The 14,679-nt window shown below is 61.3% G+C and carries 10 protein-coding genes; all 10 read right to left on the bottom strand.

Features of this window, described 5'->3' with window-relative positions:
- Positions 1-66 precede the first annotated feature (66 nt).
- The 10 genes from CAF90_RS23605 to CAF90_RS23560 all read right to left on the bottom strand — a co-directional run bounded on the left by CAF90_RS23605 (position 67) and on the right by CAF90_RS23560 (position 14,671).
- Positions 67-363, bottom strand: a complete 297-nt coding sequence (locus tag CAF90_RS23605) for a DUF2845 domain-containing protein (RefSeq protein ID WP_007959599.1) — start codon at positions 361-363, stop codon at positions 67-69.
- Positions 363-3,314, bottom strand: coding sequence for a DUF748 domain-containing protein (locus CAF90_RS23600; RefSeq protein ID WP_085608679.1), 2,952 nt, complete (start codon positions 3,312-3,314; stop codon positions 363-365). Before CAF90_RS23600 ends, CAF90_RS23605 begins: the two co-directional genes overlap by 1 nt.
- Before the next feature lie 133 nt (positions 3,315-3,447).
- Positions 3,448-4,464, bottom strand: coding sequence for a class I SAM-dependent rRNA methyltransferase (locus CAF90_RS23595; RefSeq protein WP_085608678.1), 1,017 nt, complete (start codon positions 4,462-4,464; stop codon positions 3,448-3,450).
- 102 nt (positions 4,465-4,566) lie between these two features.
- Positions 4,567-6,504 carry an acetate--CoA ligase gene (gene acs, locus CAF90_RS23590; protein ID WP_085608677.1) on the bottom strand — a complete coding sequence of 646 codons (1,938 nt, stop codon included), beginning with the start codon at positions 6,502-6,504 and terminating at the stop codon, positions 4,567-4,569.
- A gap of 114 nt (positions 6,505-6,618) precedes the next feature.
- On the bottom strand, positions 6,619-8,283 hold the full coding sequence (pgi, locus tag CAF90_RS23585; protein WP_007959603.1) for a glucose-6-phosphate isomerase: 1,665 nt from the start codon (positions 8,281-8,283) through the stop codon (positions 6,619-6,621).
- Between the two features lie 349 nt (positions 8,284-8,632).
- A complete protein-coding gene (panC, locus tag CAF90_RS23580; RefSeq protein WP_007959604.1) occupies positions 8,633-9,493 on the bottom strand; it encodes a pantoate--beta-alanine ligase in 861 nt (286 codons plus the stop codon).
- Positions 9,490-10,290: a 3-methyl-2-oxobutanoate hydroxymethyltransferase gene (panB, locus tag CAF90_RS23575; protein WP_039771642.1), complete on the bottom strand. Its 801-nt coding sequence runs from the start codon at positions 10,288-10,290 to the stop codon at positions 9,490-9,492. Before panB ends, panC begins: the two co-directional genes overlap by 4 nt.
- Positions 10,291-10,610: 320 nt before the next feature.
- A complete protein-coding gene (gene folK, locus CAF90_RS23570) occupies positions 10,611-11,096 on the bottom strand; it encodes a 2-amino-4-hydroxy-6-hydroxymethyldihydropteridine diphosphokinase (RefSeq protein ID WP_085608676.1) in 486 nt (161 codons plus the stop codon).
- Positions 11,097-11,099: 3 nt separating this feature from the next.
- Complete coding sequence (locus CAF90_RS23565; RefSeq protein WP_007959609.1) at positions 11,100-12,500, bottom strand: polynucleotide adenylyltransferase PcnB; 1,401 nt, start codon at positions 12,498-12,500, stop codon at positions 11,100-11,102.
- A 734-nt stretch (positions 12,501-13,234) separates the two neighbouring features.
- Positions 13,235-14,671, bottom strand: a complete 1,437-nt coding sequence (locus CAF90_RS23560) for a sigma-54 dependent transcriptional regulator (RefSeq protein WP_085608675.1) — start codon at positions 14,669-14,671, stop codon at positions 13,235-13,237.
- Between the last annotated feature and the right edge of the window lie 8 nt (positions 14,672-14,679).

Genomic DNA, 14,679 nt, shown 5'->3' with positions numbered 1-14,679 from the left:
GCCATTACAGGCCCCGGCACATGTGTCGGGGCCTGTTCTATTTCAGGGGCAGGAAAAGTGCGGAGGTCAGTTGCCGCGCTTGCTGTTGATCTGCTTCAGGCGATTGCCTTCAAAGCGCAGGTATTGATACATGCCGTTGCTCGGGCCGTAGGTCCACTCCTCGACCTGAAACTCTTCACGACGGTTGGCGCTGCGCTTGTAACCGAGCAGATCGCGACTGACCGGCTCACCGCATTTCTGCAGCACCTCGCTGGCGCGGTCGCCAAGGCTCACCAGTTGGCTGCCGCAGCGCAGGGTATCGGACGCCGCAGCCTGGCTGGCGATCAACGCCAGCCCCAGTGCAGCCAGCCATTTGCAGTTCATCACTCGGCATCCAGATGCATTTGTGTCACCACTCGACCGTCGCTTTCCGCTTCTCCGAGATTGGCGTCGATGAAGTACACGCGATCGTCGGCCAGTTGGCCCTTGTCCACCAGGTAATCCTTGATGCTGCTGGCCCGGTCCTGACCGAGCTGGCGCAGCAGCACGTCGCTGGAGCTCCAGAACTTGATCACATCGGCGCGCATTTTCGCGGTGCGTTCTTCCTTGCCCAGATCCTTCCATTCGGCCGGGGGCTGGGTTTTCAGACGGGTGCGGTAGATGCCTTCGAGCAATGGACCTTTTTCGTTGTCCGGTACCTGGATCAGCGAAGCCTGAGCCGGCACCTTGTCGCCCCGGCGCTGGAGCATCTTGTAGTAGTTGTACTGGTATTCGCGTTCCAGGCGCTGTTCGGCGAGCAACGGACCGTCACTGCTTTTTGCCGCGGTGCCTTCGATTTCCAGGCGCAGGGCCGGCCGCTCCTTCAGCGCTTGCGACAGTTTCACCAGCGCCGCTTCGGCGTCTTTGCTCAGGTCGCTGGAACCCGGCGCGAAGGACACGGTGCCGAGGTCTTCCGAGCCACCACCACTGACCAGCCCGCCAATCAGCTTGAACGGTGCGGCGGCGGCCTTGACGATCAGGTTGCGCAGGGTCTGCCAGACAAGCGGCATCACGCTGAATTGCGGGTTGTTCAGGTCCCCGGTCACCGGCAGCTCGATGGAGATCTTGCCGTCGACGTCCTTGAGCAGGGCGATCGCCAGTTTCAGCGGCAGGCTCACGGCATCCGGGCTGTCGACTTTCTCACCCAGTTGCAGCTGCTCGACCACCACCTTGTTCTCGGCCTTGAGCTGGCCTTTGGTGATCAGGTAATGCAGGTCGAGGTTGAGCCGGCCCTTGCGGATCCGGTAGCCGGCGAACTTGCCGGAGTAGGGGGTCAGGGTGGTCAGTTCGACCCGTTTGAAACTGGTGGCGATGTCGAGGCTGGCCATCGGATCGAACGGGTTGACCGCGCCCTTGATGGTCACCGGCGCATAGCGGTCGACCTTGCCTTTGACGTCGACGCTGGCGGGCTTCGCCTGACGGCTGTCGATGGTGCCGATCTGGCCGTTGAGTTGCTGGATCGCGGTGGCAAAGTTCGGGGTCAGGCTGAAGTCGGCGAAGTTGGCCGAGCCGTCATTAATCGCTATGCCACCAATGTGAATGCCCAGAGGTTTGTCATTGCTCGCCGGCTTCGCCGCGGCGGTCTTCGCCCCGGAATCCGCCGGTTGCGGGATCAACAGGTCGTCGATGTTGGTGGTGCGGTCATCGTTGATCATGAACCGCGCGTACGGCTGGAACAGGTTGACCTTGTCGATCGACAGGCTGTCGCCGTGCTGATAATTCAGGCCTTCGACCACCACTTGCTGCCACTTGAGGAAGTCGCGGGTTTTCAGGGTGTCGAGGGTGTGCAGTTGATCGACCTGAGCGCGACCGGTGACGCTGAGGGCCAGCGGGTCAGTGCTTTTCAGGTTCACTTTCAGGTCGCTGCCGAGCATGCCGCTGCGCAGTTCGAGGCGAATGAACGGGTTGATGTAGGACTGGGCGACCCGCAGGTCGATGTCCTGGGTTTTCACGTTGAGCTGCGCGGTGACCGGGGCCAGGTTGACCACGCCGTCGGCGCTGATCTTGCCTTGCTTGCCCAGGCCGGTGTCGAGTTTGAGATTGAAAGGTGAGCCGTTGAGGCTGTCGAAATTTTGCAGATCGACGTTCAGCGGCGTGACATCCAGGGTGACTTCGGGCTTCGCCAAGCGGTCGGCCAGATGCACTTTGTAGTCACGCAGTTGCACGTCCTTGAGCAGCACTTGCCACGGCTTGCTCGGCGCGGTCGGCTCGGGTTTCGGCGAGTCGGCGGCCGCTGGTGTGCTTGCAGGTTCCGCAGCCGCTTTGGCGGCAGGTTTCGATGGCTGGCTGGCGAACAGTTTTTGCCAGTCCAGTTGTCCGTCCGCTTCCAGGGCTGCCCAGGTTTCCAGTTTCTGGCTGCGGATCTTGCCGACCACCACTTGCTGTTTGGCCAGGTCCACGGTGGTGTCGCTGACGTCGAGACGCTCGAGTTTCGCCAGTTGACGTCCGTCCGGCGCCTTGATGGCGAACGGCGCGATGTTGACCGCGACGTTGCTCAGCAGCAGTTCGGTTTCCTTGGACAGGTTGAGCTTGTAGTCGGTGCTCAGGCTGACGACACCCTCTTCCAGCACCAGTGGCACGGCGTCGCGCACGTAAGGCCAGAAGGCTTTCATCTTGCCGTCGGTGATCTTGAGGGTGCCTTCGGAGGCGATCGGAACCAGGCTGAAATTGCCTTTCCAGTCGATCTGCCCACCGGCCGGGCCGATCGCGACGAGGGTCATGTCGGCGTTGTCTTCAGGCAGGGTGCTGAGGTTTTTCAGCTCGAAATCGAGTTTGTCGTAAACGAATTCGATCGGCTCGCTGGGGCGCGCATCCACGAAGTGCAGGTTGCCGCCGGCCAGCTGGATCCGGTCGATGCGCAGTGGAAAGGGTTTGGCGTCGGGATCGGCCGGGGTGGGCTCGCTGGCCGGGAGCTTGAACAGACCGAGAAGATTGAGCTGACCGTCCTTGGCGAACAGGATCTCTGTTTTGGATTTTTCCAGTTCGATGTCGGATAGATGCAGGGCTTTGGTCCACAGACTGTCGAGTTGCAGGTTGGCGTACAGACGTTCGAAGCCGACCTGTTCCTTGCCCGGCTCGCCGATCACCAGGCCCCACAGTGTGAGTTCAAGGCTGAACGGGTTGAGTTCGATGCGCTGCAGATGCGCCGGCACCGTGGCGTAGTTGGCCAGTTGCTGATTCACCACCCTGAGCGCAATGCCCGGCAAAATCAGGAACCCCAGCAGGCTGTAGAGGGCCAGGGCAGTCAACAGGGCGCCAATCGCGCGAATCAATCCTTTGGGCATGTGCGGCTTCATCTGTCTGAATCGGAGTGCCTTGGAGTATGGCACGCGATTCCGGTTCCGAAGTACATCGCGCGAGACAGGATTGTTCAGATTTGTCTGCAATTTCTGTAGGAGCTTCCGAAGGCAGCTCCTGCAGGGGTAAAGGTCAGAGCTGCAGAATCAGTGTCTTCAACGGCGGTTGTTGATCCCGCGAAGGGAAGTCGGCACCTGGCGTCATCACGCTCCATTCACGCACCGGCCGCCCGGCTTTTTCGGCGCAGCGCAGCACCTGTTCGCGCCAGTCATCCATGCTGACTTTCGCCAGATTGTTGCAGCAGATCAGCACGCCATTCTCGGCGGTGGTCAGCAGGGCCGGCTTGAGCAGGCTTTGATAATCGCGCAGCAGGTCGACGGTGCCGAACGCGCTCTTGGCCCACGCGGGCGGGTCGAGCAGCACGAGGTCGTACTGGCGCTGTTCGAGGCGCTGATAGCTCGGCAGTTTCTGCCCGCGACGCTGACTGATCGGCAGGCCGGCCAGTTGGCGGATCGCCGGGAAGTAGTCGGACTGGATGAATTCCATGGTAGGCAGTTGCGGATTGAGCTGACCGTTCTCGCGCCCCACTGCCAGATTGCCCTCGGCGAAATCCAGGTTGCACACTTCGTGCGCCCCGCCGGCCGCTGCGCTCAGACCGACGCCGCAGGTGTAGGCAAACAGGTTGAGCACGCTTTTGCCCTTGGCGTGATCCTTGACCCAGCCGCGGGTGTTGCGCAGGTCGAGGAACAGCAGCGGATCCTGCCCGGCGTGGCGTCCGCGCACACGATAATTCAGGCCCCATTCGTGGCCGACCAGATCGGCCAGCGCGGCGTCGTCGGCGCGGTAGACGCTGTCTTCACGGTCGATTCGCGAGTTGCCACGGGAGCGGTCGTTGTAGACCAGCAGGGTTTCAAGGCCCAGGGTCTGGTTGACCATGGCGTGCAGTTGCAGCAGGTCTTCGCGCGCCAGGGTCTGGTGGAAACTTTGCACCATCAGTTGCGGGCCGTAGCGGTCGATGGTCAGGCCGCCGGCGCCTTCCTGGCTGCCATGGAACAACCGATAGCAGTCGGTGCCCTGGCGGTGCAGCTCGGCGAGCAGATCCTGGCGTTGATCGAGGGCGGCGCGCAGCGCCAGGTTCAAGGAAGACATGCGGGCGCCTTGCTGGAGGGAATCGGGGCGCGGGAGTTTAGCAGCAACTCGGCTGCAAGCGGCGAGCTTCAAAAGCTTGAGGCTCGCCACTTGCAGTTGCGCTTACTGGTTCAGGCGTTTATCGATCAAGCCCTGCACCACGCTCGGATCCGCCAGCGTCGAGGTGTCGCCGAGGCTGTCGAGTTCGTTGCAGGCGATCTTGCGCAGGATCCGCCGCATGATCTTGCCCGAGCGGGTCTTCGGCAGGGCCGGGGCCCACTGAATCAGGTCCGGTTTGGCGAAGCTGCCGATTTCCTTGCTGACGTGGGCCAGCAGTTCCTTTTTCAGCTCGTCGTTGGGCTCGGTGCCGTTCATCGGTGTGACGAACGCATAAATCCCCTGGCCTTTGACGTCGTGGGGATAACCGACCACGGCGGCTTCGGCGATGCTGTCGTGCAGCACCAGCGCACTTTCCACCTCGGCGGTACCGATGCGATGGCCGGAGACATTGATCACGTCATCGATGCGCCCGGTGATCCAGTAATCGCCGTCCTCGTCGCGGCGGGCGCCGTCGCCGGTGAAGTAGTAACCGGGATAGGGCTTGAAGTAGGTGTCGACCATGCGCTGCGGATCGCCGTATACGCTGCGGATCTGCGCCGGCCAGCTCGACTTGATCGCCAGCACGCCGCTGCCGGCGCCTTTGATTTCCTTGCCGTGCTCATCGAGCAGCACCGGTTGCACGCCGAACATCGGCTGTGTGGCGCAGCCCGGTTTGATCCGCTGGGCGCTGACCAGCGGGCTGAGCATGATGCCGCCGGTTTCGGTCTGCCACCACGTATCGACTATCGGGCAGCGTTGTTCGCCTACGACGTTGAAATACCATTCCCACGCTTCCGGGTTGATCGGCTCACCGACACTGCCGAGCAATCTGAGGCTTTGTCGCGAAGTTTCCTGCAAGGGGCCGGCGCCTTCACGCATCAACGCGCGCAGGGCGGTGGGGGCGGTGTAGAAAATGTTGACCTTGTGTTTGTCGATCACCTGCCAGAAACGCGAAGTGCTCGGGTAGCTCGGCACACCCTCGAAAATCAGCGTGGTGGCGCCGTTGGCCAGCGGGCCGTAGACGATATAGCTGTGGCCGGTGACCCAGCCGACGTCGGCGGTGCACCAGAACACTTCACCGTCGCGATAATCGAGGACGTACTTGAAGGTCATCGCCGCTTGCAGCAGGTAACCGCCGGTGGTGTGCAGCACGCCCTTGGGTTTGCCGGTGCTGCCGGAGGTGTAGAGGATGAACAGCGGGTCTTCGGCGTCCATCGGTTCCGGCGGGTAATCGTCGCTGACGTCGCGCACGGCCTGGTGATACCAGAGGTCGCGGCCTTCGACCCAGTCGACTTTGTTCTGGGTACGCTCGACCACCACGACGGTGCTGACATTCGGACAACTCTGGAGGGCCTTGTCGACGTTCTGTTTCAGCGGCACGAATTTGCCACCGCGCACGCCCTCGTCGGCGGTGATCACGGTGCGGCAGTCGGCGTCGAGAATGCGGTCGCGCAATGAGTCCGGGGAGAAACCGCCAAACACTACCGAGTGAATCGCGCCGATCCGTGCGCAGGCGAGCATGGCGTAGGCGGCTTCGGGGATCATCGGCATGTAGATGCACACCCGGTCGCCTTTTTTCACGCCACGGCTTTTCAGCACGTTGGCCAGGCGGCAGACGTGGTGATGGAGTTTGTTGTAGGTGATTTGCGTCGACTCGGCCGGGTCGTCGCCTTCCCAGAGGATGGCGGTCTGATCGCCGCGCGTTTCCAGATGGCGGTCGATGCAGTTGTAGCTGACGTTCAGCTTGCCACCGGCAAACCAGGCGGCGTCGCCGGTCTTCAGGTCATAGCGCTGGACGGTCTGCCACGGCGTGCTCCAGTCGAGGAAGCGGGTAGCCTGTTCGGCCCAGAAGGTGCTGGGGTGTTCAATGGATTCGCGGTACAGGCGCTGGTAGTCGTCCTGACTCAACTGTGCAGCCCGGCGGACGGCATCGGCTTTGGGGAACGTGCTGATATCGAACATGACGGTTCCTTATTCTTGTTGTGCGACAAGGATAAAGATGCGCCGAGAGCCGAGAGGGTTCAATACCTGTAAACAAACACCCCCTCATGGCGAGGGGGTGTATTCAGGGCAGGATCAGCCGCGGTGACGGCCGCGGAAGTAGTTGATCAGGCCTTGGGTGGACGGGTCTTCAGCGGCGGTTTCTTCGCTGCCGACCAGACGGTTGTACACGCCTTTGCCCAGTTCCTTGCCCAGCTCCACGCCCCACTGGTCGAAGGCGTTGATGCCCCAGACCACGCTTTGCACGAAGACTTTGTGTTCGTACATCGCCACCAGTGCGCCGAGACGGCGCGGGCTGATGCGCTCGACCACAAGGGTGTTGCTCGGACGGTTGCCCGGGATCACCTTGTGCGGTGCGAGTTTCTGCACCTGGTCTTCGCTCATGCCCTTGTCGCGCAGTTCCGCTTCGGCTTCCGGCAGGGTCTTGCCGAGCATCAGCGCCTGGCTCTGCGAGAGGCAGTTGGCGTACAGCCACTGGTGGTGGTCGGAGACCGGGTTGAAGCTGACGATCGGCACAATGAAGTCGGCCGGAATCAGTTGGGTGCCTTGGTGCAGCAACTGGTGGTAAGCATGCTGACCATTGCAGCCGACGCCGCCCCAGATCACCGGGCCAGTGTCGGTCGACACCGGGGTGCCGTCCTGACGTACGCTCTTGCCGTTGGATTCCATGTCCAGCTGTTGCAAGTGCTTGGTGATGTTACGCAGGTAGTGGTCGTACGGCAGGATCGCGTGGCTTTGCGCGCCCCAGAAGTTGCCGTACCACACGCCGAGCAGGGCCAGCAGTACCGGCATGTTCTGTTCGAACGGCGCGCTCTGGAAATGCTGGTCCATGGTGTAGGCACCGGACAGCAGTTCCTTGAAGTTTGACATGCCGATGGCCAGCGCGATTGGCAGGCCGATGGCCGACCACAGCGAGTAACGACCGCCGACCCAGTCCCACATCGGGAAGATGTTCTCTTCGCGGATACCGAAGGCCACGGCGGCGGCATTGTTGCTCGATACGGCGATGAAGTGGCGATACAGCTCGGCTTCCGAACCGCCCTGGGCCAGGTACCAGGCACGTGCGGCCTGGGCATTTTTCAGGGTTTCGAGGGTGTTGAACGACTTCGACGAAACGATGAACAGCGTGGTCTCGGCGCGCAGTTTCTGCGTCAGCTCGTGGAACTCGCTGCCGTCGATGTTCGCCAGGTAATGGCAACGCACGCCTTTCTGGGCGTAGGACAGCAGGGCTTCGGAGACCAGCTCGGGGCCGAGGAACGAGCCACCGATGCCGATGTTCACAACGTCAGTGATCGGCTTCTCGGTGTAACCGCGCCACAGACCGTCGTGGATGCGGCCCACGAGATCGGTGATCTGGTTCAGCACCTTGTGTACTTCAGGCATCACGTTGACGCCGTTGACCGACAGCTTGTCGCCAACCGGGCGACGCAGGGCGGTGTGCAGCGCCGGGCGGCCTTCGGAGGAGTTGACGATTTCGCCGTCGAACAGCGCCTTGATCGCGCCCTTGAGATCGACTTCATTGGCCAGACCCACCAGCAGGTTGCGGGTCTCGGCGTTGATCAGATTCTTCGAATAGTCGAGAAACAGTCCGCAGCTGCTGAGAGTGAACTGATTGAAGCGCTGCGGATCGGCGTTGAAGGCTTCGCGCATGCTGAAATCCTGCATGGCTTGGCGGTGGTCTTTCAACGCTTGCCAGGCAGGCAGAGCGGTAACGTCATGAGGAGTGCGGTAGTACGCCATCGCTGCGGTTTTCCTTTTTACTTGAACGGCCTTTTGAACTCTGAAAAGACCTCCCCGCCATGTTTGGGCGAGGGGGCAACTGCGTCGACACGATTACTTTGGCGCAGGGCGAATACAGTAAACCCAGCGCCGCGATCTGTCTTGGCTTTGTCTGACCTGTTTTCGGTACTTTTTTAACATTGATAACAGACGGGGCCGACAGACGGCGAGTAATGCGAGCAAGTCCCTGCTTATCGCGTGGCGTCGAACGGCAGGAAGTTTGCCCGATGGGCAGGTGCTCAGCAATACGGTCTGGAAGTGCGTGCACACGCTGTGGGAGCGGGGTTGCTCCCACAGCGTTTGCCGGTGTTCAGGCGGGGGTATCGAGATTCAGATGCAGGTTGTCGATCAACCGGGTGGTGCCGAGGAAGGCCGCGACCAGAATCACCAGATCGCGATCCTCCGCCGTTGCCGGACGCAGGGTCAGGGCGTGGCGGATTTCCAGGTAGTCCGGACGCAGGCCGGCGGCTTCCAGTTGCTGGCGTTGCGCCTGGATCAGGGCAGGGAAGTCGCGCTCGCCTTGCTTGATCGACTCGGCAATGCTGCTCAGGGTGCGATAGACCACCGGCGCCACGGCGCGCTGTTCTTCACTGAGGAATCCGTTGCGCGACGACAGCGCCAGACCGTCGGCGGCGCGTACGGTCGGCTCGCCAATGATCTGGATCGGCATGTTCAGGTCGTGCACCAGCGCGCGGATCACCGCCAGTTGCTGGAAGTCTTTCTGGCCAAAGATCGCCAGGTCCGGCTGGACCATGTTGAACAGCTTGCTGACTACCGTCGCCACGCCTTCGAAGTGCCCCGGACGGCTGGCGCCGCACAGGCCTTCGGACAATTGCGGCACGCTGACCCGGGTCTGACCGGCCATGCCGTCGGGGTACATTTCCTCGACGGTCGGGGCGAACAGCAGATCGCATCCGGCTTCCAGCAGTTTTTCCTGATCCGCCGCCAGGGTGCGCGGGTACTTGTCGAGATCTTCGCCGGCGCCGAACTGCAGCGGGTTGACGAAAATGCTCGCAACCACGAAGTCCACACGCTGGGTGGCCTTGGTGATCAGGGCAATGTGGCCGCTGTGCAGGTTGCCCATGGTCGGCACGAAGCCGATGCGCTTGCCTTCACTGCGGGCGCGCGCCACGGCGGCGCGCAATTCACGTACGGTTTTGACGGTGTTCATGCAGAGAATCCGTGTTCGATCCCGGGGAAAGTGGTGGCTTTGACTTCACTGACGTAAGCCTTCAGCGCGGACTGGATGCTGTCCTGACCCTGCATGAAGTTCTTCACGAACTTCGGCACGCGACCGCTGATCGACAGGCCGAGCATGTCGTGCAGTACCAGCACCTGACCGTCGGTATCCGAACCGGCGCCAATGCCGATCACCGGGATTTTTACAGCCTGGCTGATTTCAGCCGCCAGTTCGCTCGGCACGCATTCGAGCAGCAGCATGGCTGCACCGGCCTGCTCAAGCGAGATCGCGTCGGCGCGCATCTGGCGTGCCTGGTTCTCGTTACGGCCTTGCACTTTATAGCCACCGAGAATGTTCACGGCTTGCGGGGTCAGGCCCATGTGGGCGCAGACCGGCACACCGCGTTCGGCCAGCAGGCGGATCGAGTCCGCCAGCCACAAGGCGCCTTCGACCTTGACCATGTGTGCGCCGGCCTGCATCAGCAGGGCGCTGTTGGTCATGGTTTGCTCAAGGGTGGCGTTGGCCATGAACGGCAGGTCGGCCAGGATCAGGGCATCAGAGTTGCCGCGTTTGACGCTGGCCACGTGGTAGGCCATTTCTGCGGTGGTCACCGGCAGGGTGCTGTCGTGACCCTGCAGGACCATGCCGAGGGAGTCGCCCACCAGCAGCACTTCGACACCGGCCTCGTTGCAGGCGTGGGCGAAGGTCGCGTCATAGCAGGTCAGCATGGTGATCTTTTCACCTTTCTGCTTGAGGCTCTGGAGCGTGGTCAGGGTGATGGCTGGCATGTAAAAAATCCTCGTTCAGGCGCTTTGGAAACTACTGCGAGTAACGCGCGTGATTCGTCATCTATTCAGGCGCACGCTCTTTTGTCGTGCTTATAAGGCCTGGATTGCGCCCTTGTATGCCGGGTTGGCGGCAGCGGGACGCCTATAGTCGTGATGAGGCCTCAGGAAGTCAATTGCATGTGTTACCGCATTGTTACGAGGGGAGTGTTACCGGCGTTACTGATGCGATTCAGCGGGCCGGCGGGCCTGATCGGCGGGTTTTTTGTCCTACAAGAAAGCAAAATGCGGGAGCCGGTTGGCTCCCGCATCAGCGGTGTGTGTCAGGCGTTAGAGAGGCGTTCGAGGCCGACGAACGGGCAGGCTGCGAGAAGATCGGCAAGAGCGCGGCCATCGGCCAGACGCAGATCTTCGGGCGCCAGTTCGGCCAAGGGATAGAGAACGAACGCGCGTTCCTGCATGTGGTAATGCGGGACTTTCAGGCGCGGTTCGTCGATCAGGTGATCACCGAACAGCAGGATGTCCAGATCCAGCGTGCGCGGGCCCCAGCGCTCCAGGCGTTCGCGGCCCTGATCGTTTTCGATCGCCTGCAAGGCATCGAGCAGATCCAGCGGGGCAAGCGCGCTATCGAGTGCGGCGACCGCGTTGGTGTAACGCGGTTGGCCCGGCAGTAGCGAGTCGCTTTGGTAGAAGGCAGACACACCGACCAGCTCGGTGTCGGGCAATTGCCCCAGTGCGTCGACCGCGCTGCGCAGTTGTTCGGCCGGGTCAGCCAGGTTGCTGCCCATGCCGATGTAGATGCGTTCCATGCCTTATTCGCCCGTGGCGCTCGGTGCGCCAGCGCGTTTGCGCTTGGAACCGCTGCTGCGGCGACGCTTGCGCGGTGCGCCACTGGCGTCATCACCCTTACCGCTGAGATCACGGATCATGTCGCGACGTTCGCTGTCGTTGGCGTCCTGATAATCGGTCCACCATTCGCCCAAGCCATCGGTCTGCTCACCGGCGCTCTCACGCAGCAGCAGGAAATCGTAGCCGGCGCGGAAGCGCGGATTGTCCAGCAGCAGGTCGGCGCGTTTGCCGCTGCGGCGTGGCAGGCGTTCCTGCATGTCCCAGATCTCGCGGATCGGCATGGTGAAGCGTTTCGGAATCGCAATACGCTGGCACTGTTCGGCGATCAGTTCGTGAGCGCCTTCCTGCATGGCCGGAATCGGCGGCATGCCGCGCTCTTGCAGACGCAACACGCGGGCCGGCAGGGCAGGCCACAGCAGCGCGGCGAACAGGAACGCCGGGGTCACCGGTTTGTTCTGTTTGATCCGCAGGTCGGTGTTGGTCAGTGCTTCGCTGATCAGCGTGTGGGTGTATTCCGGGTTGTGTTCCAGCGCATCGGCACTGGCCGGGAACAGCGGCGCGAACAGTTGCAGGTCGACCAGCATCTCGAAGGTGATGGCACCGTGACCGGAGAGGAACAGCTTGAGCACTTCCTCGAACAGGCGGGCCGACGGAATCTCGCGCAGCATTGGCGCCAGTTCGCGAATCGGCTGCACGGTGTGCTTCTCGATACCGAAATTGAGCTTGGCGGCGAAACGCACGGCCCGCAGCATCCGCACCGGGTCTTCCTGGTAACGCTGCTTCGGGTCGCCGATGAGGCGGATCAGGTGGTTGCGGATGTCGTGCACGCCGTTGGCGTAGTCGAGGATGCGTTCGCTGACCGGGTCGTAATACAGGGCGTTGATGGTGAAGTCGCGGCGTTGCGCGTCCTCTTCCAGTGTGCCGTAGACGTTGTCACGCAGAATGCGCCCGCTCTCGTTGCGCGAAGACTGGTTGCTGTCTTCGTCGTCTTCGTTTTGCGGGTGATTGGCGCGGAAGGTCGCGACTTCGATGATTTCGCGACCGAAATGGATGTGTACCAGCTTGAAGCGGCGACCGATGATCCGCGCATTGCGGAACTCGGCACGAACCTGCTCGGGGGTGGCGCTGGTGGCGACGTCGAAGTCTTTGGGCGTGATGCCCAGCAGCATGTCTCGCACGCAACCGCCAACCAGGTAGGCCTGGTAGCCGGCGCCCTGCAGACGTTCGACGATGTTGACCGCGTAACGGCTGAATTGCGCCTTCTGCAGCGAATGTTGGCCGCTGTTGAGGACTTCAGGCGTGCTACGGATGTGTTGCGTACGACGCAGGGGAGTTCGGAATGACTGGAACAGCTTCTTCAGCATGGGATGCACTGTTTGAAGGAATGTTCGGCCATACCAGAGAATGACCGCATGATGGGCCGGGATTCTAGCATTTAGTCGAGGGATGGTGTAGGACGCTGCCGTTTTGCGCTGCAAGCCGCAGGCTAGAGGGGATGAAGATGCGTCAGAAGGGGGGATTTGCCGTAAAGGAGAAACTACAAGGGGAGCCGAAGCTCCCCAAGAAGTAGTTGCGTGCTCTTTTTATTATTGATTCGGGCTTCTTGTTTTTGTTGAGTGCCCTCGCCATGAAGCTTTTTCTTCATGACCCTCCCAATCGGGAGCCAAGAGCAAACGGATTGCTTTGGTCGCTGTGTTGCAGTGATCTTGCGATCCAACCAGTACAGGCTCTGTCTTAAGACAGTTTTTGTTGTTCTCGGCCTGGTCGTGGGGCTAGCCCCAAATACAACGCCTCTCCAAAAGAATCAGTTAGCTGCGCCTCTCGCCGTCTTGTTTTTATTGTGCGTGAGTCGATTCGTCTTATTTTTATTGTCTTGTGCATTGCTTGTTATTGTTCTTGTACCAAACATATAGCAGGTGCCGTGCCAACTTTTGCGAACCCCAATAAAACAAGGGGTTAGGTCGATATAACCGTTTTCGCAGGGCGAAAAAAAGCCGGGGTTTCGTTACCGATAACCCCGGCTTCTGTTACGTGAAAAGACTGAGGTAACAGTTTTTTCACATCCTCAACCGTTACCCGCACACTCGACAGGTAACGTTCAGCTCTCGCTGGCGACCCCGGTCTTGCGCCGTGGAATGCCCAGACGCTGACGACGTTCCCACAGGCATTTGCGGCTGACGCCCAGTTTGCGCGCCAGTTCGGTCTCGGTCATGTGGTCCTGATGCTCGAGTACGAAATGCTGGAAGTAGTCTTCCAGTGACAGATCTTCGGTCGGTTCGTGGCTGCTGTTGCTGGCGTTACCGGGCTGTTGAGCCGGCAGGCCGATGAATTCGTCGTCCTCCAGATCGCCCAGCTCGATGTCGATGCCCAGCAGGTCGGCAGAAATTTCCGGGCTTTCGCTCAGAATCACGGCGCGCTCGACGGCGTTTTCCAGCTCCCGCACGTTACCCGGCCAGGAATAGTGCCGGATCGCCTGTTCGGCATCGGCGGCAAATTTCAGGTCGGTGCGGTTGATGCGGGCGCTCTGACGAGCAAGGAACGCATTGGCGATTTCGTTGACGTCGGCGCCACGCTCGCGCAGGGCCGGCAGTTTCAACGCGATCACATGGAGGCGGTAGTACAAGTCTTCACGGAACTGACCGATTTTCGCCAGGCTCTTGAGGTCCCGGTGGGTCGCGGCGATCAACCGGACATCGACCTTCTGCGACTGAACCGAGCCAACCCGGCGAATCTCGCCTTCCTGCAATACGCGCAATAGGCGAGCCTGGGCTTCCAGTGGCAATTCGCCGATCTCGTCGAGGAACAGCGTGCCGCCGTCCGCCGCTTCCACCAGACCCGCGCGACCGGCGCTGGCACCGGTGAACGCACCTTTCTCGTGACCGAACAGTTCGGACTCGATCAGGCTTTCCGGGATGGCGGCGCAGTTCACCGAGATCATCGGCGCCTTGGCGCGTTTCGACAGGTTGTGCAGGGCGCGGGCCACCAGTTCTTTACCGGTACCGGATTCGCCCTGGATCAGCACATTGGAATCGGTCGGCGCGACTTTACGGATCTTGCCGTAAAGGTCCTGCATCGGCGGACACGAGCCGATGATGCCGATTTCGCCATTGCTGTTGTCGATGGCGGATTTGCCGCTGCCATTGGCCGATTTCGCGGGAGCCGCTTCGCCAGCGGCAGGCGCCGACTGGCGATCGCGCAGGATCCGCGCGACAGCCTGAAGCATTTCATCGTGGTCGAAAGGCTTGGCGATGTAATCCACCGCGCCCATCTTCATCGAGTCGACCGCCGAGCGCAGGCTGGCGTAGCTGGTCATGATCAGCACCGGCGTGCCCTGGCCGAGCTTGATGAGCTCGGTGCCCGGAGCGCCCGGCAGTCGCAGGTCGCTGACGATCAGATCGAATGTGGGAATACTGAAGCGTTCTTGTGCTTCCTGCACTGAACCGGCTTCGCTGACCTGATACTGGTTGCGTTCCAGCAGGCGGCGCAAGGCGGAGCGGATAATGGTTTCGTCTTCGACGATCAAAATGTGCGGCATTGATTCGA

The sequence above is a fragment of the Pseudomonas sp. B37(2017) genome (genome assembly GCF_002112885.1).
Lineage (GTDB): Bacteria > Pseudomonadota > Gammaproteobacteria > Pseudomonadales > Pseudomonadaceae > Aquipseudomonas > Aquipseudomonas paraglycinae.
Note: the sequence above shows the minus strand (reverse complement) of the source record. Positions and strands in the feature narration are given on the sequence as shown.